The following is a 25,315-nucleotide window of genomic DNA, read 5'->3' on the forward strand; positions in this document are numbered from 1 at the left end:
GGCTACAGCTCGTCGGACTCGACGGGCTCGGGGTTGACGAGGTCGGCCACGCTGCCGAGGATCTCGTCGGGACGGAACGGGTACTTCGCGATCTCCGCCTCGTCGCTGATGCCGGTGAGCACGAGGATGGTGTGCAGCCCCGCCTCGATGCCGGCGACGATGTCGGTGTCCATGCGGTCGCCGATCATGCCGGTGTTCTCGGAGTGCGCACCGATCTTGTTCATCGCCGAACGGAACATCATCGGGTTCGGCTTGCCGACGACGTAGGGCTCCTTGCCGGTGGCCTTGGTGATGAGGGCCGCGACCGCGCCCGTCGCCGGGAGGGGTCCGTCGGCACTCGGCCCCGTGGCATCCGGGTTCGTCACGATAAAGCGCGAACCGGCGCCGATGAGGCGGATCGCCTTGGTGATCGCCTCGAACGAGTAGTTGCGGGTCTCGCCGACGACGACATAGTCGGGGCTCGACTCGGAGATGATGAACCCCGCCTCGTGCATGGCGGTCGTGAGCCCGGCCTCGCCGATGATGAAGGCGCTGCCGCCCGGCATCTGGCCCTTGAGGAAGTCGGCGGTCGCGAGGGCGCTCGTCCAGATGCGCTCCTCGGGAACGTCGAGACCCGAGGCCTTGAGACGGGCGCTGAGGTCGCGCGGGGTGAAGATCGAGTTGTTCGTGAGCACGAGGTAGGGCTTGCCCTCGTCGCGCCACTGCTGAAGCAGCTCGGCCGCGCCCGGAACCGGGTGGTTCTCGTGCACCAGCACGCCGTCCATGTCGGTGAGCCAGCACTCGATTTCGCCGCGGTTCTTCATGGGGCCATAGTACCGAGCGGGCGCTACTCGATGTGCGTGGCCCCCGGCACTCGGGCGCGGATGATCTCGAGCGCCTGCGAGTTCTGCTCCATGAGGACAAAACGGCGGCCGAGCTTGTGGGCGACGGCTCCCGTCGTGCCGCTGCCTGCGAAGAAGTCGAGCACCCAGTCGCCGGGTGCGCTGGAGGCGTGGATGATGCGGCGCAGGATCCCCTCCGGCTTCTGCGTGGCGTACCCGGTCTTCTCCTTGCCGGTCGGCGAGACGATCGTGTGCCACCACACGTCGGTCGGCAGTTTTCCGAGCGCGACCTTCTCGGGAGTGACGAGGCCGGGCGCCATGTACGGCTCGCGGTCGACCTCGGCGTTGTCGAAGAAGTAGGTCTTCGGGTTCTTCACGTAGACGAGGATGGTGTCGTGCTTCGCCGGCCACTTGTTCTTCGCGCGGGCGCCGTAGTCGTAGGCCCAGATGATCTCGTTGAGGAAGTGCTCGCGGCCGAAGAGAGCGTCGAGCACGACCTTGGCGTAATGCACCTCGCGGAAGTCGAGGTGCAGGTACAGGGTGCCGGTGTCGTCGAGCAGCCGCCAGGCCTCCTCGAGCCGCGGCTCGAGAAACTCCCAGTAGTCGGCGAACGAGTCGTCGTAGCTGTAGAGCAGCCCCTTGACCGTCTCGTAGCTGCGGCCCTGGAATCCCTTCCGGGCGCCGCCCGCGGTGCGCACCGTGGTCATCGTCTGCCGCGCCTGCACCCGCCCGGTGTTGAACGGCGGGTCGATGTAGATCAGCTGGAACGAAGCGTCGGGCAGCCGGGAGAGGGCGGCCACGTTGTCGCCGTGGATGACGAGGTTCTCGCCGTCGGGGCTCCACAGCGGTTCGGTCACCCTCGAAGGTTAACAGGTGGGGGAGCGGCTAGCCTCGGGAGAGTGAGCGACCAGACCCCGAACCCCACTGTCGAGCTGACGACCCACGGAGTCGGGCCCTGGCGCGGCGAGCTGCCAGAGGGCGACCACTGGGACCGCGAGCTGCTCGAACGCGGCGACTCGCGCAACGTGATCGACCGCTACCGCTACTGGACGATGGCCGCCATCGTCGCCGACCTCGACCAGCACCGGCACGGCTTCCACGTCGCGATCGAGAACTGGCAGCACGACATGAACATCGGGTCGATCGTGCGCAGCGCCAACGCGTTCGCCGCCGACACCGTGCACATCATCGGCCGCCGCCGCTGGAACAAACGCGGCGCGATGGTCACCGACCGCTATCAGCACGTTATGAATCATCCGGATGTCGCGTCGTTCGTCGAGTGGACGCGCGACGCCGGCCTCCCGATCGTCGCCATCGACAACATGCCGGGCGCCGTGCTGATCGAGACCTTCGACTTCCCCGAGAGGTGCGTGCTGCTGTTCGGGCAGGAGGGCCCAGGGCTCACCGACGAGGCGCTCGCCGCATCGGACGTGCAGGTGGAGATCAGCCAGTTCGGCTCGACCCGCAGCCTCAACGCCTCGGCCGCGGCCGCCGTCGCGATGCACGCCTGGGTCACGCAGCACGTGTCCTTCTAGAACCGAGGGGCAAACTTTCGACGTTCCCGCCCGCCCTGGAGGTCGAAACCTTGCCCCTCGGCTCGGCCGCCCCCGAAACCCACCCCCCAACGGGAGGTGCGAGGGTGAAACCGAGGGTGAAAAACGGCGCTTTCGCGACGGTCGCCGCCGCCGGACACCCAGCATGGACGAAGTGATTCGCTCCTGCGGATCCCCGCGACCGCACCCGATCCGGTTCCGCTCGACGCCCGCCGCGGCGTAGAGGCGGCCCGCCCGCGAGGTGCTCTTCGTCGTGCCCGCAATCGGAAAGCACCGTCTCTTGAGCACTGTCACGCCCGCCCGCCGCTCCACCGCCTCGGCCCGTTGGTTCGCCCGCACAGCAGCCGTGCTGACGCTCGCTCTCGGCCTCGGAATGCTCTCGGCCCCCGCCGCCTACGCCGCCGACGCGGCGTTGACCGTGTCGAAGACCGTCGACGGCCTCGAGTCGGCCACCGTCGACCCGGGTGACGAGTTCACCTACGCCATCACGGTCGGCTGCGACGACGCCGACTGCGTGGGCGCGCAGCTCGTCGACGAGCTGCCGGCGGCGTTCGTCGGATTCCCGATCCTCTCCACGTCGGTCACCCCGCCGACCCAGCCGACCACCACGACGCTGCAGGGCTGCTCGACCGTCGTCACCGCCTCCTGCTCAGTCGTCGTCGACTTCGACACCGTGCTCGACACCGTCACGACGGGCATCCGCGCCGGCGACACCCACATCCTCACGGTGCGCCTGCGCGCACCGCTCACCCTCAGCCCCTCGTGGGAGTTCAACGGCGCGGCCGTGCCGAACACCGCCGTGGTCACCTCCTCCACCGCCCCCACCGTGAACGACGGCGCCACCGTAACGATCGCCATCCCGGTGACCGTCGACGTCGCCCCCGCCAAGACCTGGACGCCCGCGACCCAGCAGTTCTCTCCCGGCGTGCAGAGCACGGTCGCGCTGTCGCTGCGCAACACGTCGAACGTGCCCGCCGAGTCGCTCACCCTGCAGGACCCGAAGATCGCGGATGCCGCGGCCGCGGCCCTCGCGGCCTCCAACCCGTTCTCGATCGTCGACTTCGTCTCGTTCGGGTCCGTGACCGCGCCGCAGGGCGCAGACCGCGTCACCGTCGACGCGTACGTCTTCTCCGGCTCGGCATGGAACTGGGTGGCGGGAACCCCGTCGACCATCGCGGGGATCGGCCTGCCCGGCGGAGTCGCGGCCGCCGACGTGGCCGGCCTGCGCTTCTCGTTCACCGACTCGGCCGGCGACGCCACCATCACCGAGAACGGCACGGCGGGCGCGGTGCAGCTCACGGTCGCCCAGCGCTCGGCACACCGCGAGACCGGCGCCACCCTCGCCCTCGGCACCACCGCCACCAACCAGGTCGCGGCGACCGTCGTCGTGCCGGCGCAGGCGCCGGTGTCCCGCGACGCGAGCGCCCCGTACGCGATCGCCGGACTCACCGTCGACGTGACCGCGGGCAAGACCATCACCCCGGCACGCATCCCGGCCGGCACCGACGCCCGCGCGCTGATCACCGGCAAGAACGACTCCAACGGGCCGCTCTCCAGCCTCACCGTCGGCGACACCGGCTTCTTCACCGCAGACGTGGCGTTCGGCGGCTTCCTCGCCCCCGTGGCCTATCCCGCCGGTGCCACGGGCGCATCCGTCACCTGGTTCTTCAGCGGGTCCACCGCAGCGCCCGCGCCCGTCGCGAACGGATCCACCCCGACCGCGCCCGCAGCACCCTCCGGCCAGCACCTCACCGGGTTCGAGGTGACCTACGTCGGCGCCATCGCCGCCGCAAGCGTCACCGCACTCGAGTTCGCCATCAGCCCCTCGGTCGACTTCGTGCCCACTATCGGTGCGAGCCCCAAGCTCGTCGAGAACACGGCGACCGTGCGCGGCACGAACGCGGCGGGCTCGGACACGGCCAGTGCCGTGGCGCCGCTGCGGGTGTTCTTTCCCGCGATCGACCTCGAGATCGACAAGACCGTGAACCCGACGGGCGCCGTGAACCCCGGCGGCACCGTCGTCGTGCAGCTGCCGACCACGACCGGCACCGACTCCGCCTTCGTCAAGCCGACCCGCGTCGTCGTGCAGGACGTCTGGCGCACCGGCGACGCCGACGACTTCTGGAACGCGTTCTCGCCCGTCGCGATCGCGCCGACGCAGGTCATCGCCGGCTCCTCGCTGCTCGTCGAGTACACCGTCGACGGCACCACCTGGCTCACCCTCGACACCGTGCCGGCGACCGGGTCCACCGTGATCTACTCGAAGTCGATCGGGGCGCCCGTCGACCCCGCGGCCGTCACCGGACTGCGCTACACCTTCGAGAACCCCGCCGGCCTCGCGCAGGGCACGACCGTGAGCCCCAACACAGTGTTCGCCGCCCGGGCGACGCTGCGCACGGGCGGGGCGCCCACCTCGGTCGTCGACGCCCCCGCATCGGTGTACGAGAACCGCGGCTTCGCCGAGGCCACGGGAGTCGTCGCCGGCGGCGGCGTCATCACCAGCGACGAGGTCGAGGCCTTCGCCGACGGGCGCATCGTCACGACGAGCGGAGCCGGCACGGTGCTCGCCGACAAGAACTGGACCACCGCGAGCGTCGTATCGCAGTCGGGCGCGCAAGCCACGACGCGGCTCGGCTGGGCGGTCTCCGCCGCCGGCTCCACGCGTGTCACCGTGACCGATCCCGCGGCCGGACTCGAGACCACGCCCCAGGACACCGTCTTCCAGGCCTTCGACCTGACGCGCGTTCCGGCGATCACCTTCGCACAGGACCCGCTGCTGCGCTGGGACCGCGTCGTCGCCGTCGAGCTGTACACGGCGGGTGCCTGGGTGTCCGCCGGGCCGGTCGGAACGAACTGGATGAACGCGAACGGCTTCACCGGCTACACCCTCACGCCCCAGCAGTCGGCCGCCGCGACCGGCGTGCGCCTGATCGTCGAGCCGAACGACGCCGCCCGTGCGGCGAGCAGCAACCCGCTCGCGCCGCCCGTCGGCTCGGGGGTCGCCTCGAGCGCCGCCGGATCGGCCCGCCCCATCGACCTCGTATGGACGCTGCGCAACGTCGCCCGCGTCGGCGGCGCATGGATCGGCGAAGACAGCTACCCCTCCGTCACCAACACCGTGGGCGTGACCGTCGGCGGCACCGAGACCACCGACAGCGACGCCATCGCCCTGGTCGACTTCGCGCCCGCAGTCAGCGTCACGAAGACCTCGACCGTGCCCGGAGTCACCGTGCCGCACCTCGGCGACGTCGCCGCCGGCGACTACCCATCGATCGGCTACACCGTCACGGCGACCAACGACTCTGCGTCACGCGCGTCGTACCTGCGGGTCAGCGACCCGATGCCCTGCACCGAGTCCACCGTGTCATCGTGCGTCACCGCCCCGGGCGACTGGGCGGCCGACCCGTACGCCTCGGCCGACTACGACCCGGCGACGAACCCCTTCGAGCGCGTCGACCTGACCAAGCTCGCCTTCACAGTCCCCGCCGGGCAGGTCGACAAGAACGCGTCGCTCGTCACGCTGTGGAAGATGGATGCCGCGGGCGCACTCACCCGCCAGGTCGTCACCGTCACCTCGGCCGAGGCCCTCGGCGCGGCGGCGCTCGCCGACGTCGTCGGCGTGAGTGTCGTCTACCAGAACGCCAACGCCGCCACAGCCGGTGGCTCCATCGTCTCCGGCGCCGCGCTCACCATGGCCGTGAGCACGAAGCTGCGCGTCTACCAGCGCAGCGCGCCTACGACCCTCGTCGCACCGTCCACCGTCGAGAACCACGTCGACGCCCAGTCGTACGACCCGGTGCTCTTCCCCAGCGGCACCGGCAGCACCCCGCACGACTCGGCGCTCGCCGACGTCGACCTCGTCTCCGGCAGGCTCGACGCCGTCGCGACCAAGACGATCACACCCTCGTCGCTGCTGCAGCGCGACCGGGCCAGCACGGTCGACGTGGCCCTCGGCGCCACCGACGGAACCGCGACCGCACCCGCCAACAGCGTGACCATCACCGACGTCGACGCCGGGTTCTGGGACAGCTTCCGGCTCACCGGACTGGGCGCAACCGTGCTGCCGGCCGGCGCCGACCGCGTCGGCGTCGACGTCCAGCTGAACGGCGAGCCCGCCTGGGTCGCCGGCCCCCGCGGAGGCACCGCCGCCCTGCCCGCCGTCGCCCTCGACCAGGTCACCGGCATCCGCTTCACCTTCGATCGCGCCGACGGGGCCCTGCTCTCGCGGGCCGCCCCCGCCGCCGACTGGAGCGCCAGCGCCGTTCTCAAGGTCGTGCTGCTCGAGACGACCCGCGCCGACGGCACACCGGTCTCCTTCCCCAGCACCGTCGACAACCGCGTCGACGTCAGATCGGCCCGTGCCGACGGCGTGTTCGCCGCGGCGACCGACGACGCCTCAGACGACTTCGGTCTCGCGACCGGATCGTGGCAGCTCGACGTGGAGAAGACGCCCGCCGGCAACACCCACACCGTGTTCCCCGGCACGCTCGTGCCCTGGACGATGAACTTCACCAACACCGGGACCGGCTACCTCGCCGTCAGCGACGTCACCGACCAGCTGCCGTCGCACCTGACCTTCGACTTCGAGAACCCCGCGTACTCGACCTCGACCGGAGGCACCCTCTCGACCGACGTCGCCTACTCGTACGACGAGGCGACGAAGCGCCTGTCGTTCGCCTGGCCCGCCGGCGAGAACCTGATGGCCCCGGGTGAGAAGTTCAGCATCACCCTCGGTCTCACCCTCGAGCCCGGCCTGCAGGTCAGCGACCGCGCGACCAACCAGCTGGTCGTGCGCACCGTGCAGCCGCTCGCGGCGTGCACCAACCTGTCGGGCAACGGGCAGGGCACGCTCGCCGGCCTCGCCGTCACCGAGTGCGGCACCACGAACTTCGTGCAGGCGACGCCCGGCGCATCGCTCGCCACCTACAAGGGCGTCAAGGGCGACATCGACAGCGCGCTCGTGTCCGGCGCGGTCAACACCGCGAACCCCGGCGGCCCGTGCCTGGTCGACCCGGAGGGCTACTACCGCGCGCCGTGCGCCGCGAACACCGCCATCGGATCGACCGACGAGTGGAAGCTGCTCGCAGTGAACAGCGGAACCGAGAGCTACCGCTCGCTCACGATGGTCGACCCGCTGCCGCGCCTCGGCGACCGCATGCTCGCCACGGGCGGCAGCAGGGCCTCCACCTTCCAGCCCGTGTTCGACGGCGACTTCGGCGTGCAGCTCTCCGGGGCGCCGGCCGGATCCACCGCGGCCTGGCAGGTCACCACCGACAATGCCGCGTGCGTCGGCACCGGCACGTCGACCTGGAACGCCGACCCCGTCTGCGCCGCCAACACCTGGGTCGCGGGCACCGCCTACACGGGCGACTGGGCGGCGATCACCGCACTGCGCGTGACCGTCGACTTCTCGACCAGCGCTGCCGGCCTGCTCGCGCCCGCCGGGTCGTTCAAGGTCGTCTACCAGTCGACCAACCAGCCGGCGTCCTCCGCCCTGCCCGGCGGCGCGCCCGTCGACGCACCGCTCGCCGGCCAGTACGCGTGGAACCAGTTCGGCGCCCACGCCGTGCTCGAGAGCGGCGCCACCCTGCAGCGCGCACCCGTCAAGGTGGGCGTGCGGCTCGTCGAGTCCGCGCTCGCCGTGACGAAGACCGTCAGCGGGGCCGCAGCAGCGTTCGCGCCGCCCGCGTTCCGGGTCGACGTCGACTGCTCCGTCGCCGGTGTCGCGCTCGATCTCGGCGCCCGGTCGACACTCGCGCTCACCGCGGCCAACGGTCTCACCGCCCGCATCGACCACCTGCCGATCGGCGCCGTCTGCGCCGTCACCGAACAGGGCGCCGTCGGAGAGTTCGGCGAGTCGAGCCGCAGCGTCAGCCCCGCGACGATGACCCTGCTCGTGCCCACCGACACGGCGACCGCGGTCGACGCCGCGCAGACCGCGGCCGTGGCCAACGTCTACGACTTCGGCGGCCTGAGCGTCACGAAGGCGGTCGACACCCTCGCCACGGTCGGCGACTTCGGCAGCTTCGACTTCGCCCTCGACTGCACGACGCTGCTCGGCGACCCCGTCACGCTCGACCCCGCCGACGCCGCGTTCAGCCTCGCCCCCGGCGAGACGCACGCCGTGGCCGCGGGGTCGATCCCGGTCGGTTCCGAGTGCGGCATCACCGAGACCTCGGCGGGCGCCGCCGACGCGATCGCGATCACCGGCGCCGGGGTCGTCGACGGCGGAAACGGCTCGGCCGTGATCACCGTCGGCTCGACGGCGACGGTCGCGACCGTGACCAACAGCTTCGCGGCCGGCACACTGGCGGTCGTCAAGACCGTGACGGGCGCCGGAGGCGCTGCCTACGGCGACGGCCCGTTCGCGGCATCCGTCACCTGCGTCTACGGCAGCGACACCGTCTACGCCGACCCGGCGCTGCCGATCGTGGCCGGCGTCGCCACCGCCGTACCCGAGGTGTTCCCGGTCGGCACCGTGTGCGCCGTCGCCGAGACGACGACGGGCGGCGCGACCGAGGTCGAGAACCCGCCGGCGGTGACGATCGTCGGGCCGGCCGGTGGCGCAGCGCTCGGCGCCGTGACCGCGGACATCACGAACCACTTCGACCTCGGCAGGCTCGACATCGAGAAGGAGCGGGTCGGCGACGGGGTCGCGAAGTTCGGCGCCGGCCCCTTCGAGGTCACCGTGGTCTGCACCTGGGTCAAGGACGGCGCGACCCTCACCGTGCCGCTCGCCGCGGGCGGGGTGTTCTCGCTCGACGACGCCAACGGCTACGCGGTGACCGTGCCCGGCATCATCGTCGGCGCCGACTGCGTGGTCGAGGAGACGGATGCCGGACTCGCCACGGCGACCACCATGGTTCCCGCGGACGGAACCGTGACCATCGTCGACCCGGCCGTCACACCGACCGCCGCCCTCGTGCGCATCACCAACGTGTTCGACGTCGGGCAGCTCGCGATCGACAAGACGGCCGACACCTCGATCGTCGCGGCGGGCGGAACCGTGATCTACACGGTGACCGTGCGCAACACGGGGCAGATCGCCGCGACCGACGTCGCAGTGACCGACACGCTGCCCGCCTCGGCGCAGCTCGTGTCGACCTCGCCGGCTGCCACCGTCGACGGGCGCACGCTCGGCTGGACCCAGCCGAGACTGGCAGTGGGCGAGACCGCCAGCTTCACGGTGACCGTGCGGTACTCCGACGCGGGCACGCACGTGAACTCCGCGTCGTTCGTCAACCCGGCCGGGCCGTGGGAGCCGCCGGTCGTGGCGCATCGGTGCGCGACCGACCCGGCGTCGGCCTGCGCCGCGGTCGCGGTCATGACGCTCGCGATGACGGGCGGCGACCTCGCGCTCGGCCTGCTCTGGCTGGCGCTGGCGAGCCTCCTGATCGGGGTCGCGCTGCTCGCGCGTCGCCGCCGCATCGCGCGGTAGGCGGCGCCGGCCGGGCTGCTCTAGATACCCACGAGCAGCATCGATCCGGCAGACGCAGAGCCGAGGGGCAAACTTTCGACCTTCCCGCCGGGCGTGAAGGTCGAAAGCTTGCCCCTCGGCTCCTCGGGCCGGCTCAGGCGCCGATCGGGCTCGGCCGCAGCTCGCGCAGGGTGCGGAACCGTCCCTGCTTGCGCGCCCCGAGCACCGAGAGGCCCAGGCAGACCACGAGCCACACGGCCAGCGGCCAGAACGTGGCGGTGAACGCCGCGGTCGATCCGCCGTACATGAGCTGCCGCACCCCCTCGACCGCGTGGCTCATCGGCAACAGCTGGTGCACGAACGCGAGCGGCGCCGGCAGGGTCTGCCACGGGAACGTGCCGCCCGCCGTCACCAGCTGCACGACCATCAGCAGCAGTCCGATGAACTGTCCGACGCTGCCGAGCCAGATGTTGAGCGCGAGGATGATCGACGCGAACGTGATCGAGATGAACGCCAGGAACCCGAGCAGGGCCAGCGGGTTCGCCGAGTCCATTCCGAGCCCGACGGTGACGATCGCGAACAGGGCGACGACCTGCAGGACACCCAGCAGCGCCGGGGTGAGCCAGCCGGCGAGGGCGGTGCGCACGGGGCGCCGCACGGCGGTCAGCGCCCGGCGCGACAGCGGTCGCACGAGCAGGAACAGCGCGTACATCCCGATCCACGCGGCGAGGCTGATGAAGAACGGGGCGAGGCCCGCGCCGTAGTTCTGCGCCTCGGTGAGCGCGGTCTGCTTCACGAGCACGGGGTCGGCGATCGCAGCAGCGGCCTTCGTGCGCTCGGCCTCCGTCGACCCGGGGATCTTGCCCACCGCGTCGGCCAGCGAGGTGCTCAGCTCGGTCGCCCCGGTCGACAGCGAGGCGACGCCGGTCGAGAGGTCGGAGGCGCCCGTCGAGAGCTGGGCGGTGCCAGAGGCGAGGTCGGATGCGCCCGACGCCGCGCTCTTGGCGCCGCTCGCGAGGGTCGAGGACCCCGTGGCGGCCGAGTGTACGGCGGCCGCGAGTGCGGGTGCCTGCGAGTTGAGCGTCGCCGCCCCCGACGACACCTGGTTCGCGCCGGCGGCGAGGGTTCCGAGGCTGCTCGACAGCGCGGTGGCCCCGGTGCTCGTGGCACCAGCCGCCGCGGTCGTGCGGTCGAGCTGGGCGAGGATCGCGGCGGCGTCGATGTTCGAGAGCGTCAAGGCGGCAGCGACGGCGGGGTCGGCGAACGCGGTGGCGACGCTCGTGCGAGCGGCCTGGGAGAGCTGCCCGGTCTGGGTAGCGCCCGCGGCGACCTGGCTGGCTCCCGTGGCAGCCTGCGCGTCCCCTCCGGCGACGGATGCCGCACCCGAGGCGAGGCTCGCGGTTCCGGTCGGAAGCGCGGCGGCCTGCGTGTCGAGCTGGGCGAGCCCGGCGCTGAGCTTCGTCGCGCCGCTCGACAGCGACGCGGTGCCGGTGCTCAGGCTGGCGGCCCCGGTCGCGGCCGACGCCGCCCCGGTGGCCAGGGTCGCCGCGCCTGCGGCTGCCGTCGTCGCGCCGTCGGCGAGCTGTGCCGACCCGTCGGCCGCGTCGATGAGGCCGGCGCGAACCGCGTCGATCGAGTCGAGCAGCGTCGTCGCGGCCTCCTCGCCGAGCTGGGCCGCGACCTTCACGCGCACGGCCTCGGCCGCGCGCTGCGCGAGGGTCGTGCTCAGGTAGCTGTTGGTGTCGCTCGTCGTGAGCTCCAGGTCGGCGGCCGTGGGGTCGTCGCCGCCCGCGGAGGCGAGGTTCTCGGAGAAGTTCGAAGGAAATACGAGCCCGAAGTCGTACGTGCCCGCCGTGATCCCGGCCTTCGCCTCGGCCTCGGTGACCTCCACCCAGCCGAAGTCCTTCGTTCTCAGCAGCTCGGAGGCGGCGTCGCGGCCGTAGTTCACGGCCTCGCCGTCGTCGGTCGTGGCGCCGGTGTCGTTCACAACCAGCGCCGCGGGAATCTGGTCGAGGCGACTGTACGGGTCCTGGTTGCCCCAGAGGTACAGCCCGCCGTAGACGAGCGGCACGGTCATGAGGGCGACGAGGGAGAGCAGCCCCATGCGGCTCGAGGTGAGCCGGGCGAGTTCGGTGCGGACGAGGGCGAAGATCATGACTGGCTTTCGGGGGATTCGGTGGTCGGCGCTTCTGCGGCCGGTTCTTCGAGGGCGGGCAGCGGCTCGAGCGCGTCACGCGCGCCGTGGGAGAGCAGGATGCCGCGGGTGGCGGCATCCGTGACGACGACGATCGCGATGCCGCGGGCGGCGATCTCGGCGAGGGTGCCGTACCAGAGCGCGGGGTCTCCGCCGTGGCGCTCGGGCGAGGTGATGACGAGTGCGTCGACGTCGGAGCGCAGCAGCGCGAGCTCGCTGAACAGCCGGGTGCGGTGCAGCGGGGGGAGCGAGCGCACCGGCACCCGCGCGTAGTCGAACAGGTCGAGGCGCTTCAGGTAGTGACGCACCTCGCGCCGCGACGACGGCTGGCCGGCGAACGAGAACTCCTCGGCGACGATGCTCTCGAGGCTCAGGCCGGCGGTCGGCTCGGCTACGACGGGGGTGTCGACGAGCGCCGTACGCCGGCGCAGCTCGTCGAGGTCGTCGCGTCCGTCGACGGTCACGCGGCCCGAGTCGGGCCTGATCCGCCCGCCCAGCAGGAGCGATACGAGCATCGGCCGCTCGGCCGTCTCTACCGCGATGACCGCGGGTGCGCCATCCGTCACCGTCATGGAGAGCGGGGGCACGGATGCCGCGAGCCCCTGTCCGATGGCCGCGGATTCGAGAGCGATCAGCATCAGTGTTCCGCCTTCCAAGCGAGTTCGGGGTGGGAGTCGATGAACGCCTCGGCTTCGCGCCAGCCGAGCCCGATGGTGCCGAGCGTCGTCAGCATCACCAGCCGGTGGCCGTGCTCTTCGGGGAGGGGGTGCTCGGTCGACTCCTCGAGCACGGCGAACATGGCGTCCTCCATCAGCCGCGCGAGGCGCTCGGCCGAGATGTCGTCGCGGATCGTGCCGCGCGACCGTCCGGTGTGGATCGCCTCGAGCACACCGCGGCGCAGCGGGCGGAGCGCCTCGTCGATGTGGTGCTTGAGGGTGCCGCGCACCGTGAAGACCGTCATCACGCGGATGTTCTCGACCTCGAACCAGAGGCGGGAGGCGATGAGCGCCAGACGGGCCACCGGATCGTCGTGGGTGACCGCCTCGAGCGCCGCCGCTACCCGGTGCGAGCCGATCGACACCATCTCTCGCAGCAGGTCGTCGCGGCTGGCGAAGTGTCCGTAGACCGAGCGTCGGCTGAGACCGGCCTGTGCCGCGATGGCCTCGAGCGAGGCATCCGGATTCTGATTCAGCACGACCCGGGCGGCGGCGATGAGAGCCGCGCGATTCTCGGTGGCGTCGCGGCGGGGCGTGCGGGCAGGGGTATCGGTCACGAATGACCACTGTAATAACTTGCACAACGTTGTGCAAGTTAATTCGCAAACCGTGTCTCGATAGAATGGGGTGTAATCCCGTTCAAACGAGAGGGCATTCCATGCCAGCGATCGTCATCATTGGCGCCCAGTGGGGCGATGAGGGCAAGGGTAAGGCGACCGACCTTCTCGGCAGCCGCATCGACTACGTCGTCAAGTTCAACGGCGGCAACAACGCCGGCCACACCGTCGTCATCGACGGCGAGAAGTACGCGCTGCACCTGCTGCCCTCGGGCATCCTGAGCGGCGGGGTCATCCCGGTCATCTCCAACGGCGTCGTCATCGACATCGAGGTGCTGTTCGAAGAGCTCGACGCGCTCATCGCGCGCGGCGTCGACGTCTCCCGCCTGCTGGTGAGCTCGAACGCCCACGTGATCACCCAGTACCACCGCACGCTCGACAAGGTCACCGAGAGGTTCCTGGGCAAGCGGCAGATCGGCACCACCGGCCGCGGCATCGGCCCGGCCTACGCCGACAAGATCAACCGTGTCGGAATCCGCATCCAGGACATCTTCGACGAGAACATCCTGCGCCAGAAGGTGGAGGGTGCGCTGCACCAGAAGAACCACCTGCTGGTGAAGATCTACAACCGTCGCGCCATCGAGGTCGACGAGATCGTGAACAACCTGCTGTCGTACGCCGACCGTCTGCGCCCCATGGTCGCCGACACCGCGCTCGTGCTGAACCAGGCGCTCGACGCCGAGAAGATCGTGCTGTTCGAGGGCGGCCAGGCGACGATGCTGGATGTCGACCACGGCACCTACCCGTTCGTCACGTCGTCGAACTCCACGTCGGGCGGCGCGGCGACGGGCTCGGGCATCGGCCCGAACCGCATCGACCGTGTCATCGGCATCGTCAAGGCCTACACGACCCGCGTCGGCGCAGGACCCTTCCCGACCGAGCTGCACGACGAGTCGGGCGAGTGGCTCCGTGCGCGCGGCTTCGAGTTCGGCACCACCACGGGCCGCCCGCGCCGCACTGGCTGGTACGACGCCCCGATCGCGCGCTACTCGGCGCGCATCAACGGCGTCACCGACTACGTCATGACCAAGCTCGACGTGCTCACCGGCCTCGAGAAGATCCCGGTCTGCGTCGCCTACGAGGTCGACGGGGTGCGCGTCGACGAGGTCCCGGCGTCGCAGAGCGACTTCCACCACGCGAAGCCGATCTACGAGGAATTCGACGGCTGGCAGGAGGACATCACCGGCGTGCGCGAGTTCGCCGACCTGCCCGTCAAGGCGCAGGAGTACGTTCTCGCGATCGAGGCCATGAGCGGCGCACGCATCTCGGCGATCGGCGTCGGCCCCGGCCGCGAAGCCATCGTCGTGCGGCACGACCTGATCAACTGACCGGCCCTTCCGACAGGCTCAGGGACCGCTCGGTCGCTGAGCCTGCCGAAGCGTCCTATCACGCCGACCTGTGCACCGCCGGGGTCGAACGCACAGCTACGAGGAGTCGACTTCAGTAATGGAAATCGCATACACGGCCATCGCCCACGCAACCGGAGGCGGCCGCGACGGTCACGTCCGCTCCGAAGACGACCTGCTCGACCTCGACACCCGCCCGCCCAAGGAGATGGGCGGCACCGGCGAGGGAACCAACCCCGAGCAGCTGTTCGCCGCGGGCTACGCCGCGTGCTTCCTCAGCGCTATCCACGCCGTCGGTAGGAAGCTGAAGATCGACACGAAGGACGCCGCCGTGTCGTCGAGCGTCGGCATCGGCTCGAACGGCGAGGGCGGATTCGGCCTCGAAGTCGAGCTGCACGTCTACACGCCGGACGTTCCGGTCGAGCAGCGCCAGGAGCTCGTAGACGCCGCCCACCTGGTGTGCCCATACTCGAACGCCACCCGCGGCAACATCGAGGTCACGCTGACGCTGGTCGACTAGGCGGGGCGTCGACCTCCCTCGCAGGCTCGGTCGGCGCTGGGGTCGCGCAAACGCTGGCGCGTTCGCCCAAGCTCCACCGCGCTGAGCCTGTCGACCGGCCGCTTCGACAGGCTCAGCGTCCGTGCGTCAGCGACCGTACAGTTGTCCCATGACCGCTGTACGCCCCGCCCGCACGCCCCTCCTCGGCGAATACATCCGCCTCGACCCGCTGCTGAAGGCCGACCTGCCCGATCTCTTCGCGGCCATCGGGCATCCGGCGGTCTTCGCGGGCGGTTTCGGCGGCGGGCCGAGCGGCTACACCGACAGCCTCGCCGGCTTCTCCGCCTTCGCCGAGACCTACTTCGCGTGGGAGCGCAGCAACGTGCACGCCGTGCGCCTCGTCGGCGGCGAGCACGACGGCCTCCTCGTCGGAACCAGCACCCTCGGCGACTTCGACCTCGAGAACGAGCACGCCCACATCGGCTGGACCGCCTACGACCCGCGGGTCTGGGGCACGGCGGTGAACGCCGAGGCGAAGCTCCTGATGCTCGGCGCCGCCTTCGACAACGGCTTCGGCCGGGTCAAGCTGCAGGCCGACGTGCTCAACGACCGCTCGCGCGCCGCGATCGCCAAGCTCGGCGCCACCTTCGAGGGCATCGTGCGCCGCGACCGCCGCCGCGCCGACGGCACCTGGCGCGACTCGGCCGTGTTCTCGGTCGTCGTCGAGGAGTGGCCAGAGGTGCGCGCCGGGCTCGAAGCGAGATTGGCAGCTTTCGACGGACGACCGGTCGGTTTGCGGTAGGCGCGTGTCCGGGGCGCACGGTAGCGTCCATACGTGCCCTCGACTACCCCGCCCGCCCGCAGCCTCTCCATCGTGCTGCAGTTCGTGGGCATGGGCGTCGTCTGGGGCTCGAGCTTCCTGTTTATGAAGGTCGCCCTCGACGGCGTCTCCTTCACGCAGGTGGCCTGGTCGCGCCTCGTGTTCGGCGGCCTCACGCTCGGGGTCATCGTGCTGCTGTCGCGACAGCGGCTCCCGCGAGAGCCCGTGGTCTGGCTGCACTTCGGCGTCGTCGCGATCACCAACTGCGTCGTCCCGCACCTCGCCTTCGCGTGGGCCGAGCAGTACGTCTCGTCGGGCCTCGCCAGCATCTACAACGCCGTCACCCCCATCACCACGGCGCTGATGGTCACCCTCGCGTTCCGCATCGAACGGCTGAACCGCGGCCAGGTGCTCGGCATCGCGATCGGCATCCTCGGGGTGATCCTGATCATCGCGCCGTGGCAGCACGCCGGGTTCACCGGCGACCTCGCCGGGCAGCTCGCCTGCCTGCTGGCGGCCGTCTGCTACGGGTTCAGCTTCGGATACATCCGCACGTTCCTCAGCCACCGTCCCATCCCGGGAGCCACGTTCGCGTTCCTCAACATCGGCATCGCCGGCGCCATCATGCTGGTGCTCACGCCCGTGATCGCCTGGCAGCCCGTGCAGCTCACCCCGCAGATCGTCGCGAGCCTTCTCGCCCTCGGAATCCTCGGCACCGGCGTCGCGTACATCTGGAACATCAACGTGCTGCGCGCCTGGGGGCCCACCAACGCCTCCACGGTCACCTACATCACGCCGGTGGTCGGGGTGCTGCTGGGCGTGCTCGTGCTCGGCGAGACCTTCTCGATCAATCAGCCGTTCGGCGCCGCGCTCGTGCTCGTCGGAATCCTGTTCACCCAGCAGCGCATCCGTCTCGCGCGCCGCAGCCTCGTGCACGCGCAGTAGTCTCGAAGAATGGCACACGACGAGACAGGTTCAGCCGAGCTCATCGGGCTGCGCCAGAGCATCGACAACATTGACGCGGCACTTGTGCACCTGCTCGCGGAACGCTTCAAGTTCACCCAGCAGGTGGGCAGGCTGAAGGCCGCCACGGGAATGGCCGCCTCAGATCCCGACCGCGAGAAGGTACAGATCGCACGCCTCAGGGCGCTGGCCGAGGAGAGCCACCTCGACCCCGCCTTCGCCGAGAAGTTCCTGAACTTCATCGTCGCCGAGGTCATCCACCATCACCAGACCATCGCGTCGACCGGGTCGACCGGGCTGCCCGACGCGACGGTGCCCTCGGGCTCGTGACCTGGAGCCCCGCGCGCCTGCCGGCACAGCACGGCAGGGTCTTCGTCGTCACCGGAGGCAACGCCGGACTCGGGTACTTCGCCGCGGAACAGCTCGCCGGCGCGGGAGCTCACGTCGTGCTCGCCTCCCGCGATACGAAGAAGGCGGATGCCGCTATCCGGTCGATCCGCTCGCTGGTGCCCCGCGCATCCCTCGACCGCATCACCGTCGACCTGTCGTCGCTCGAATCGTCCGTCGCGGCCGGCACCGCGATCGCCGACTTCGACCGGCTCGACGGCCTCGTGCTCAACGCCGGCGCCACCACGGGGTCGCGCGAGCGCCTCGAGAGCGACGACGGCTTCGAGCTGACCATGGTGACCAACTATGTCGGGCATTTCGCTCTCACGGCCCGCGCCTGGCCCATCCTCGCCCGCACCCCGGAGAGCCGCGTCGTCGGGCTCGGAAGCCTGAGCACCGAGCTCGTGCGGCTCGACCCGCACGACCTGATGAGCGAGAGCCGCTACGGCTTCTTCCGCGCCTACGCCTTCTCGAAGCACGCGATCCACGGCTTCACCCTCGAGCTCGACCGGCGGTCGCGCGCCGCCTCCGCCGGAGTCTCCGGCGTCATCGCGCACCCCGGGTACGCGATCGACGGACTCAGCCCCGAGCGCCCCGGCGTCGTCGAGCGCGGCGCGGGCGACCGGTTCTACGGCGCGTCGATAGCGCTCGCCGCGCAGGGCAAGAACCGCGGTGCGGCCTCGGTGGTGCGCGCGCTGCTCGACCCGACGGTCGTCGGCGGCGAGTTCGTCGGCCCGGAGTTCCTCACCCGGGGACGCCCCGTGCTGCAGCGGCCGGTGCTCTCGAGCGCCTCGCCCGAGTTCGGCGCCTACCTGTGGGCGCAGAGCGAGCAGTGGACGGGCCAGAGCTTCGCCATCTGAGCGCCTCCGAAGGGCTACAGTCTGGGCGTCGGGCTACAGCGCGCGCTGCAGCCCTACGCCCGAACTGCAGCCCTACGGGTGATGGAGGGGGTCAGTACCCGACGATCGGCCCGAACGCGTCGGCGAGCGTTCCGCGGTGCGCCTTCTCGAGCTCGGCGATCGTCGCGGTGAACTCGCCCTGGACCTCGAGCTCCCCCGAGTCGTCGGTGACACCGATGCGCAGCACCGGGTAGCCGCGACCCTCGCACAGGCCCTGGAACCGCACGTCGTCCTCACGCGGCACCGAGACGATCACCCGGCCGGTCGATTCGCTGAAGAGCGCCGTGGCCGCATCCACACCGTCCCGGGACATGATCTCGGTGAGCCAGACGCGCGCGCCCACGCCGAAGCGCAGCACGGCCTCGGCCAGCGCCTGCGCGAGGCCGCCGTCGGCGAGGTCGTGCGCCGAGGCGATGAGGCTCTGCTCGCTGCCCGCGGCGATGAGCTGAGCGAGGCGCTTCTCGGCCGCGAGGTCGACCTTGGGCGGGAGTCCGCCGAGGTGGTCGTGGATCGTGCCTGCCCACGCCGAGCCGTCGAGCTCTAGCGCGGTGGTGCCGAGCAGGTAGATGTTGTTTCCCTCGTCCTGCCAGCCGCTCGGGATGCGCTTGGCGACGTCGTCCATCACGCCGAGCACGGCGATGACGGGGGTCGGGTGGATCGGCACGTCGCCGGTCTGGTTGTAGAACGAGACGTTGCCTCCCGTGACCGGGATGTCGAGCTCGAGGCAGGCGTCGCTGAGAGCCTCGACGGTCTGGGCAAACTGCCACATGACCTCGGGGTTCTCGGGGCTGCCGAAGTTGAGGCAGTCGCTCACGGCGACCGGGGTGGCGCCGGTGACGGCCACGTTGCGGAACGCCTCGGCGAGGGCCAGCCTGGCGCCCTGCGCGGGGTCGAGCTGGCAGTAGCGGCCGTTGGCGTCGGTCGCGACGGCGAAACCGAGGCCGCTCTCCTCGTCGATGCGCACCATGCCGCCGTCGTCGGGGAAGCTGAGCGCCGTGTTGCCCATGACGTATCGGTCGTACTGGTTGGTGATCCAGCTCTTGTCGGCGAGGTTCGGGCTGGCCAAGAGCGACAGCGTCTGCGCCTTGAGCTCAGCGCCGTCGGTGGGGCGCTCGAGAACGGCGGCGGTGTCGGCCTGCAGCGCGTCGATCCAGGTCGGGTAGGCGACGGGACGGTCGTACACGGGGCCGTCGACGGCGACCGTGCGGGGCAGAACGTTGACGATCTCCTCGCCGTTCCAGTTGATGATGAGGCGGCCGGTGTCGGTGACCTCTCCCAGAACGGACGTCTCGACGTCCCACTTCTCGACGACCTTGAGGAAGCCCTCGAGCTTGTCGGGCGTCACGATCGCCATCATGCGCTCCTGGCTCTCCGACATCAGAATCTCTTCCGCGGTCATCGACGGGTCGCGCAGCAGCACCTTCTCGAGCTCGATGAACATGCCGCCGTCGCCGTTGCTGGCCAGTTCGGAGGTCGCGCACGAGATGCCGGCCGCCCCGAGGTCTTGGATGCCCTCGACCAGCTTCTGCTGGAACAGCTCGAGGCAGCACTCGATGAGCACCTTCTCGGCGAACGGGTCGCCGACCTGCACGGCGGGGCGTTTGGTCGGGCCGCCCTCGTCGAACGTGTCGGAGGCGAGGATGGATGCTCCGCCGATGCCGTCTGCGCCGGTGCGGGCGCCGAACAGCACCACCTTGTTGCCCACGCCGCGCGCGTTGGCGAGGTGCAGGTCTTCGTGGCGCAGCACGCCCACGGCGAGGGCGTTGACCAGGGGGTTCGCCTGGTAGACGCTGTCGAAGTAGGTCTCGCCGCCGATGTTCGGCAGGCCGAGACAGTTGCCGTAGTGGCTGATTCCGGCCACGACGCCGTGCACGACGCGGGCGGTGTCGGGGTGGTCGATGGCGCCGAAGCGCAGCGCGTCCATCACGGCGACCGGGCGGGCGCCCATCGAGATGATGTCGCGCACGATGCCGCCGACGCCGGTGGCTGCGCCCTGGAACGGCTCGATGAAGCTGGGGTGGTTGTGGCTCTCGATCTTGAACGTGACCGCCCAGCCCTCGCCCACGTCGACGACGCCGGCGTTCTCGCCCATGCCCACCATGAGGTTCTTCTTCATGCTGGGGGAGACCTTCTGGCCGAACTGGCGCAGGTAGTTCTTGCTCGACTTGTACGAGCAGTGCTCGCTCCACATGACCGAGTACATCGCGAGCTCGCCGCTCGTGGGTCGGCGGCCGAGGATCTCGCGGATCGCGAGGTACTCGTCTTCCTTGAGGCCGAGCGCGCCGTATGGCTGCTCCTTCTCGGGGGTGGCGATTGCGTTCGAGACGGTATCGGCGACGCCGCGGGAGGGGGTGGTAACGGTCACGATTAGAAAACTCCCAGAGTTGACGGATGCCGGAAGCCCCCAGTCTACCGGCGGCCGCACCGGGGGCGCAGTGCGGGCGGGGGTGCCCCTCTGTCTGATCGCCCGCGGCGTACCCGGGCCCCGTCCGCCCGTGGCCAACGCCGAAACTTGCGGCAGATCGACCTATCCGATCAGGCAAAAGTCGTTCTGCCGCAATTCTTCGCTGCAGGTGCGCGAAAAGGATGGGTCGCGGCGGCCTACTATGTCCATCCCCGGGCCCTCAGCGCGCTGGAGACCCTTTCCACCGCGACCTCCGGGCGCTGGAACAACTGGTACTTCCTGACCTTCACCAACCCGTACCCCGCATTGAGGAGACTCTCGATGCGCGATTGGTCGCGGTCGTACTGCCGACTGCTCTCGCGGTGCTGCTCGCCGTCGTACTCCACGACGACTCTCCACTCGTCGAAATACAGATCGACACGTGCCAGCCAGCGGCCGTTGGCATCGTAGAGATCCCGCCCCAGCTCCGGTTCGGGAAGCCCTGCTCGCAGCAGGCACAGTCGCAACAAGGTCTCGGCCCGCGATTCGGCGCCCTGCCTGACATGGCTAATCGCCGCAGCTGCGGCCGTGGACCCGGTGCCGCGGGGCATCCTTACCCGGGCTTCAAGGTCGGCGAGGGAGCAGTGCGGCCTCACGTCGTAGGGGTCGAGCACCGCAGGGTCGAGCACGAGGTGGTCGCCGACCGCGACGAGGTCGTCCAGGCTGAGCATCGGCGCGATCGAGATCCACGTCGAAGCCGGATCACCGACGGGGAAGCCGAAGCGGTCCAAAACGCGTGCGCGACCCGCAGAAACCTGGTGCCCGACTGTACCTCGCCCCTCGGGGGCCCGGCGCGGAGCCTCAACGGACACGTGCAAGGGTTCGGCGCCATCGAACGACGTCGGCAGCGGAGCCTTCCAGAGCCGCGCAGCCGTCGTGTGGCTGAAGAACTGGCCGGGTTTCAGTATCAGCGAATAGGCGAGGCAACGACGGACAAGCGCGGCGAACTCTTCAGCGGCTCGCGCATTGGCGAAGCGGCCGTAGTTGCGCCCCGTGTCTGGTTGCGAGCCGGTGACCAGGCGCACTCCGTGAAACGGGCGTTCTAGATCCCGTCCACGCAGGCGACCCTCGCCCACGCCGGCCGACGATGCTGCGCTGACCCGGAATGGCTCGACGACGAACGCCGGGGGAAGCTTCTTACGACTGATCACGGTTCAGGGTGGCGCAGGTTAGGCGGCACCCGCCGATGTTCTCCACAGGCGGCCGCGCTCAGCCCAAATTTGCGGCATATCGACGTAGCTCAGGCCGTATAAGTCGTTCTCCCGCAAATTTACGGCGCGGCAGGCGGGCGCGGGAACGCCAAGGGTGCCAGCGCGCACGCGCACGCGCACGCAGCACGGCGACAGGCGGCCGCCGCTACCCTTGAACGGTAGTCGCTCGACGGTGCGCGGAATCCCCCCACCCCAGAGGAGACTCATGTTCGACTGGCATTCCTGGCTCGGCCTCGCCGTCGCCGTGGCCATCGCGCTCGTCGCGGCGCTCGCCGTGGCCGTCGTCACCAAGCTCATCGTGCTCGCGGCGACCAAGCGCCGCGAGTGGCCGCGCGCCCTCACCACGAAGGCGCGCCACCCCTACCGGCTGCTGCTGGTCGTCATCGCGGTCTGGGTCGCGATCTCGCTGACAATACCGGGCATGGCCTGGGTGAACCACCTCTTCCTCATCCTGCTGATCGCGGTCGGCGCCTGGTTCGTGGGCGCGATCGTCGGCTTCGCGATCGAGCTCGGCATGGGGCGGTATCGCATCGACGTTCCCGACAACCGCGTGGCACGCCGCATCCAGACCCAGCTGGCGATCGTGCGCCGCCTCGCCTACGCGGTCATCGTGATCGTGGCCGCCGGCTCGATCCTGCTGACGTTCCCCGGCGTTCAGGCCGTGGGCGCCAGCGTGCTCGCCAGCGCCGGAATCGTGTCGATCGTCGCCGGCCTCGCGGCGCAGTCGACCCTCGCTAACGTCTTCGCCGGCGTGCAGCTCGCGTTCAGCGACGCCATCCGGGTCGACGACGTCGTCATCGCCGAGGGGGAGTGGGGCCGCATCGAGGAGATCACCCTCACCTACGTGGTCGTGCACATCTGGGACGACCGCCGCATGGTGCTGCCCTCGACCTACTTCACGTCGACGCCGTTCGAGAACTGGACCCGGTCGAGCTCCGAGCTGCTCGGATCGATCGAGATCGACCTCGACTGGCGGGTGAGCCCGGCCGCAATGCGCGTCGAGCTCGAGAAGATCCTCGCCCGCACCACCATCTGGGACGGCCGGGCGAGCGTGCTGCAGGTCACCGACGCGACGGCCGGCTTCGTGCGGGTGCGCATCCTGGTGACGGCGGTGGATGCGCCCACACTGTTCGATCTCCGCTGCTTTGTGCGCGAGGAGATGGTCGAGTGGCTGCAGGCGCAGGACCCGGGGGCGATTCCCCGCACCCGCGTGCAGATGGTGGAGGAGCTGCCGCGCAAGAAGGGCGTGGTGGCCGAGAAGACCCACACCGACCAGGTCGGCCTGTTCACGGGCAGCCCCGAGGCGGAGGAGCGCGCCACCCAGCTGACCTCGGCGATCCCCGTCATCGACGACGCGAGCGCCGCGCGTGACCGGGAGCTGCGCCTGCGCTAGCGGTGTGGCCCTACGCCTCGCCGCCGCCGGGCGGGCCGAGCACCAGCAGCGCCGCGAACACCGCGACCACGGCGAGCACGGCGATCGCCGCGAACAGCACGGTGTTCGCGAGAGCCCAGCGGAGCATCCGGCTGGCGAGTGCGGAGTCCCTCGGATCGTCCGTCGCCTCGCGACGCCAGCCGCCCTTCAGGCTGCCGCGGCGTTCAAGCCAGCGCTCGACCGGGATCGTCGCGTAGGGCACCACGGCGCTCGCCAGTGCGATGAGCGTGGTGCGGGCGTCCCAGCGCTGGTTGACGGCGACGACGACGGCGCTCGCCGCGAAGGCGAGGAAGAAGAACCCGTGCAGCGCGCCGCCCAGGCTCACACCGACGTCGGTGACGACGAGAACGTACTTGAGCACCATGCCGAAGATGAGCGCGGTCCAGGTGATCGTCTCGGCGAGGGCGAGCGCACGGAACAGGGTGCGGGGGGTCATGAGAAGTCCTTGGCGTCGATGGCGTAGGTGAGCTCGTCGACGAGCTCGCCCTTGAACGGCTGGTCGCGGGCGACCGAGTCCAGAGTCATGCCCAGCTTCTCGAGCAGGCCCGCGGATGCCGCGTTCCGGGCGTCGAGCGTCGCGGTGATGCGGCCCAGACCGAACTCGGCGAACCCGAGCGAGAGCATGCGGTGGGCCGCCTCGAACGCGTAGCCGCGGCGGTGGAAAGCCGCGTTCAGCGCGTAGCCGAGCTCGCCCTCGCCTTTCTCCGCACTCGCGCACTTGAGCAGCACCTCGCCGATGACCTGCCCGGTCTCGGCCAGCTCGATCGCGAGCACCAGCCACTGACCGTCGGCGTCGACGCGGCCCTGCGCGACCCTGGCCTGCAGAGCGACCCGGGTCTCCTCTTCCGAACGCACCGGCCACGGGATGTAGCGCACGACGTCGGGGTCGGAGTGGAACTGTCGCAGGTCGCCCAGGTCGGCGGGCGTGTGCGGGCGCAGCACCAGGCGTTCGGTGACGATCGGGTAGACAGGGGTCCAGGGGAGCGACATCTAGACGGAGGCGAGTGCTCGGATCGCGCTCGTGAAGATGCTGAGCCCGTCGACGCCGGAGCGCATGGCGGCTGCGGTGTCGGGCCCGAAACCCTCTTCGACAGCGTGCTCGGGGTGCGGCATGAGCCCGACGACGTTGCCGCGCTCGTTCGTGACGCCCGCGATGTCGTTGATCGAGCCGTTCGGGTTGACGCCGAGGTAGCGGAAGACGACCTGTCCCTCGCCCTCGAGGCGGTTGATCGTGTCGGCGTCGGCGATGAACCCGCCCTCGCCGTTCTTCAGCGGGATGGTGATCTCGGCGTTCGCGGCGAAGTCGTTCGTCCACGCGGTCGAGGTGTTCTCCACGCGCAAGCCCTGGTCGCGGCAGATGAAGTTGCCGTGGTCGTTGCGGATGAGCCCGCCCGCGAGCAGGTGCGCCTCGGCGAGCATCTGGAAGCCGTTGCAGATTCCGAGCACGGGCATGCCCGAGTTCGCGGCGTCGATGACCTCGGCCATGATCGGCGAGTGCGCCGCGATCGCGCCGCAGCGCAGGTAGTCGCCGTAGCTGAAGCCGCCGGGCAGCACGAGCGCGTCGACGCCGTGCAGGTCGTGGTCGCCGTGCCAGAGCGCGACGGGTTCGGCGCCGGCGAGACGAACGGCGCGCTGGGCGTCGCGGTCGTCGAGCGAGCCCGGGAAGGTGATGACGCCGATGCGCATCAGGCCGCCTCGGTCGCTGAGCCTGTCGAAGGGTCGAGCACCGTGATGCTCACGACGTCTTCGATCACCGAGTTCGAGAACATGTCGTCGGCGTAGGCGCGCACCTCGGCGAGCAGCGTCTCGTCGACGGGGCCCTCGACCGTGAGCTCGAAGCGCTTGCCGATGCGCACCTCGGAGATGGTGGTGTTGCCCAGGCGGTGCAGGGCGCCGGTGACGGCTTTTCCCTGGGGATCGAGCAGAACGGCCTTGGGCATGACCTCGACGACGATTGTGGGCACCGGTAACTCCAAGGATCTCGCGCGTGGGTTGAC

Annotated in this window: 20 protein-coding genes; 9 read left to right on the forward strand and 11 right to left on the reverse strand. The window is 70.3% G+C overall.

Annotation, left to right across the window (positions count from 1 at the left end):
* Positions 1-2: 2 nt before the first annotated feature.
* Entirely contained in the window at positions 3-803 is an 801-nt protein-coding gene (locus tag ABIE21_RS17075; RefSeq protein WP_354026052.1) for an HAD-IIA family hydrolase, read from the reverse strand.
* A gap of 23 nt (positions 804-826) precedes the next feature.
* Entirely contained in the window at positions 827-1,678 is an 852-nt protein-coding gene (locus tag ABIE21_RS17080) for a DNA-methyltransferase (protein WP_354026053.1), read from the reverse strand.
* A 42-nt stretch (positions 1,679-1,720) separates the two neighbouring features.
* On the opposite strand from ABIE21_RS17080, the gene ABIE21_RS17085 reads away from it, so the two are divergent.
* Together ABIE21_RS17085 and ABIE21_RS17090 are read left to right on the forward strand one after the other, a co-directional pair.
* Positions 1,721-2,356: a TrmH family RNA methyltransferase gene (locus ABIE21_RS17085; protein WP_354026054.1), complete on the forward strand. Its 636-nt coding sequence runs from the start codon at positions 1,721-1,723 to the stop codon at positions 2,354-2,356.
* Positions 2,357-2,654: 298 nt separating this feature from the next.
* A complete protein-coding gene (locus ABIE21_RS17090; protein WP_354026055.1) occupies positions 2,655-9,812 on the forward strand; it encodes a DUF5979 domain-containing protein in 7,158 nt (2,385 codons plus the stop codon).
* 133 nt (positions 9,813-9,945) lie between these two features.
* On the opposite strand, the gene ABIE21_RS17095 is transcribed toward ABIE21_RS17090, so the two are convergent.
* From ABIE21_RS17095 to ABIE21_RS17105, 3 genes are read right to left on the reverse strand one after another with little or no spacing between them, the layout of a single operon-like run.
* The gene (locus ABIE21_RS17095; protein WP_354026056.1) at positions 9,946-11,946 is read right to left on the reverse strand and encodes a YhgE/Pip domain-containing protein; all 2,001 of its coding nucleotides are present in this window, start codon (positions 11,944-11,946) and stop codon (positions 9,946-9,948) included.
* Positions 11,943-12,623 (reverse strand): hypothetical protein, encoded by a 681-nt coding sequence (locus ABIE21_RS17100; RefSeq protein ID WP_354026057.1) that lies wholly within the window; start codon positions 12,621-12,623, stop codon positions 11,943-11,945. Before ABIE21_RS17100 ends, ABIE21_RS17095 begins: the two co-directional genes overlap by 4 nt.
* Positions 12,623-13,258 (reverse strand): TetR/AcrR family transcriptional regulator, encoded by a 636-nt coding sequence (locus ABIE21_RS17105; RefSeq protein ID WP_354026058.1) that lies wholly within the window; start codon positions 13,256-13,258, stop codon positions 12,623-12,625. Before ABIE21_RS17105 ends, ABIE21_RS17100 begins: the two co-directional genes overlap by 1 nt.
* Before the next feature lie 101 nt (positions 13,259-13,359).
* Between ABIE21_RS17105 and ABIE21_RS17110 the strand changes: the two genes are divergently transcribed.
* The 6 genes from ABIE21_RS17110 (at position 13,360) to ABIE21_RS17135 (ending at position 18,193) form a co-directional block, all read left to right on the forward strand.
* Positions 13,360-14,646, forward strand: coding sequence for an adenylosuccinate synthase (locus tag ABIE21_RS17110; RefSeq protein WP_354026059.1), 1,287 nt, complete (start codon positions 13,360-13,362; stop codon positions 14,644-14,646).
* Positions 14,647-14,764: 118 nt separating this feature from the next.
* Positions 14,765-15,184: an organic hydroperoxide resistance protein gene (locus ABIE21_RS17115; RefSeq protein ID WP_354026060.1), complete on the forward strand. Its 420-nt coding sequence runs from the start codon at positions 14,765-14,767 to the stop codon at positions 15,182-15,184.
* A gap of 148 nt (positions 15,185-15,332) precedes the next feature.
* The gene (locus ABIE21_RS17120) at positions 15,333-15,965 is read left to right on the forward strand and encodes a GNAT family N-acetyltransferase (RefSeq protein WP_354026061.1); all 633 of its coding nucleotides are present in this window, start codon (positions 15,333-15,335) and stop codon (positions 15,963-15,965) included.
* Positions 15,966-15,998: 33 nt separating this feature from the next.
* Positions 15,999-16,928, forward strand: coding sequence for a DMT family transporter (locus tag ABIE21_RS17125; RefSeq protein ID WP_354026062.1), 930 nt, complete (start codon positions 15,999-16,001; stop codon positions 16,926-16,928).
* A gap of 9 nt (positions 16,929-16,937) precedes the next feature.
* The gene (locus ABIE21_RS17130) at positions 16,938-17,276 is read left to right on the forward strand and encodes a chorismate mutase (protein WP_354026063.1); all 339 of its coding nucleotides are present in this window, start codon (positions 16,938-16,940) and stop codon (positions 17,274-17,276) included.
* A complete protein-coding gene (locus ABIE21_RS17135; RefSeq protein WP_354026064.1) occupies positions 17,273-18,193 on the forward strand; it encodes an SDR family NAD(P)-dependent oxidoreductase in 921 nt (306 codons plus the stop codon). The genes ABIE21_RS17130 and ABIE21_RS17135 overlap by 4 nt, the downstream gene beginning before the upstream one ends.
* Positions 18,194-18,284: 91 nt before the next feature.
* Here ABIE21_RS17135 and purL read toward each other — a convergent pair whose 3' ends face one another.
* Both purL and ABIE21_RS17145 read right to left on the reverse strand, forming a co-directional pair.
* On the reverse strand, positions 18,285-20,600 hold the full coding sequence (gene purL / locus ABIE21_RS17140; protein WP_354026204.1) for a phosphoribosylformylglycinamidine synthase subunit PurL: 2,316 nt from the start codon (positions 20,598-20,600) through the stop codon (positions 18,285-18,287).
* Positions 20,601-20,836: 236 nt separating this feature from the next.
* Entirely contained in the window at positions 20,837-21,826 is a 990-nt protein-coding gene (locus tag ABIE21_RS17145; protein ID WP_354026065.1) for an endonuclease domain-containing protein, read from the reverse strand.
* Between the two features lie 265 nt (positions 21,827-22,091).
* Between ABIE21_RS17145 and ABIE21_RS17150 the strand changes: the two genes are divergently transcribed.
* On the forward strand, positions 22,092-23,279 hold the full coding sequence (locus ABIE21_RS17150) for a mechanosensitive ion channel family protein (protein ID WP_354026066.1): 1,188 nt from the start codon (positions 22,092-22,094) through the stop codon (positions 23,277-23,279).
* Positions 23,280-23,289: 10 nt separating this feature from the next.
* On the opposite strand, the gene ABIE21_RS17155 is transcribed toward ABIE21_RS17150, so the two are convergent.
* From ABIE21_RS17155 to purS, 4 genes are read right to left on the reverse strand one after another with little or no spacing between them, the layout of a single operon-like run.
* Positions 23,290-23,754 carry a DUF3817 domain-containing protein gene (locus ABIE21_RS17155; protein WP_354026067.1) on the reverse strand — a complete coding sequence of 155 codons (465 nt, stop codon included), beginning with the start codon at positions 23,752-23,754 and terminating at the stop codon, positions 23,290-23,292.
* Positions 23,751-24,308 carry a GNAT family N-acetyltransferase gene (locus ABIE21_RS17160; protein ID WP_354026068.1) on the reverse strand — a complete coding sequence of 186 codons (558 nt, stop codon included), beginning with the start codon at positions 24,306-24,308 and terminating at the stop codon, positions 23,751-23,753. The genes ABIE21_RS17155 and ABIE21_RS17160 overlap by 4 nt, the downstream gene beginning before the upstream one ends.
* The gene (purQ, locus tag ABIE21_RS17165; RefSeq protein WP_354026069.1) at positions 24,309-25,004 is read right to left on the reverse strand and encodes a phosphoribosylformylglycinamidine synthase subunit PurQ; all 696 of its coding nucleotides are present in this window, start codon (positions 25,002-25,004) and stop codon (positions 24,309-24,311) included.
* On the reverse strand, positions 25,004-25,282 hold the full coding sequence (gene purS / locus ABIE21_RS17170) for a phosphoribosylformylglycinamidine synthase subunit PurS (RefSeq protein WP_354026070.1): 279 nt from the start codon (positions 25,280-25,282) through the stop codon (positions 25,004-25,006). Before purS ends, purQ begins: the two co-directional genes overlap by 1 nt.
* Positions 25,283-25,315 lie beyond the last annotated feature (33 nt).

It is taken from the genome of Conyzicola nivalis, from assembly GCF_040548875.1.
GTDB lineage: Bacteria > Actinomycetota > Actinomycetes > Actinomycetales > Microbacteriaceae > Conyzicola > Conyzicola nivalis_A.

Bases quoted from the DNA above. Each gene is read 5' to 3' on its own strand.
- ABIE21_RS17075 (WP_354026052.1), bottom strand. From the start codon at position 803: ATGAAGAACCGCGGCGAAATCGAGTGCTGGCTCACCGACATGGACGGC.
- ABIE21_RS17095 (WP_354026056.1), bottom strand. From the start codon at position 11,946: ATGATCTTCGCCCTCGTCCGCACCGAACTCGCCCGGCTCACCTCGAGC.
- ABIE21_RS17100 (WP_354026057.1), bottom strand. From the start codon at position 12,623: ATGCTGATCGCTCTCGAATCCGCGGCCATCGGACAGGGGCTCGCGGCA.
- ABIE21_RS17110 (WP_354026059.1), top strand. From the start codon at position 13,360: ATGCCAGCGATCGTCATCATTGGCGCCCAGTGGGGCGATGAGGGCAAG.
- ABIE21_RS17115 (WP_354026060.1), top strand. From the start codon at position 14,765: ATGGAAATCGCATACACGGCCATCGCCCACGCAACCGGAGGCGGCCGC.
- ABIE21_RS17120 (WP_354026061.1), top strand. From the start codon at position 15,333: ATGACCGCTGTACGCCCCGCCCGCACGCCCCTCCTCGGCGAATACATC.
- ABIE21_RS17130 (WP_354026063.1), top strand. From the start codon at position 16,938: ATGGCACACGACGAGACAGGTTCAGCCGAGCTCATCGGGCTGCGCCAG.
- ABIE21_RS17150 (WP_354026066.1), top strand. From the start codon at position 22,092: ATGTTCGACTGGCATTCCTGGCTCGGCCTCGCCGTCGCCGTGGCCATC.
- ABIE21_RS17155 (WP_354026067.1), bottom strand. From the start codon at position 23,754: ATGACCCCCCGCACCCTGTTCCGTGCGCTCGCCCTCGCCGAGACGATC.
- ABIE21_RS17160 (WP_354026068.1), bottom strand. From the start codon at position 24,308: ATGTCGCTCCCCTGGACCCCTGTCTACCCGATCGTCACCGAACGCCTG.
- purQ (WP_354026069.1), bottom strand. From the start codon at position 25,004: ATGCGCATCGGCGTCATCACCTTCCCGGGCTCGCTCGACGACCGCGAC.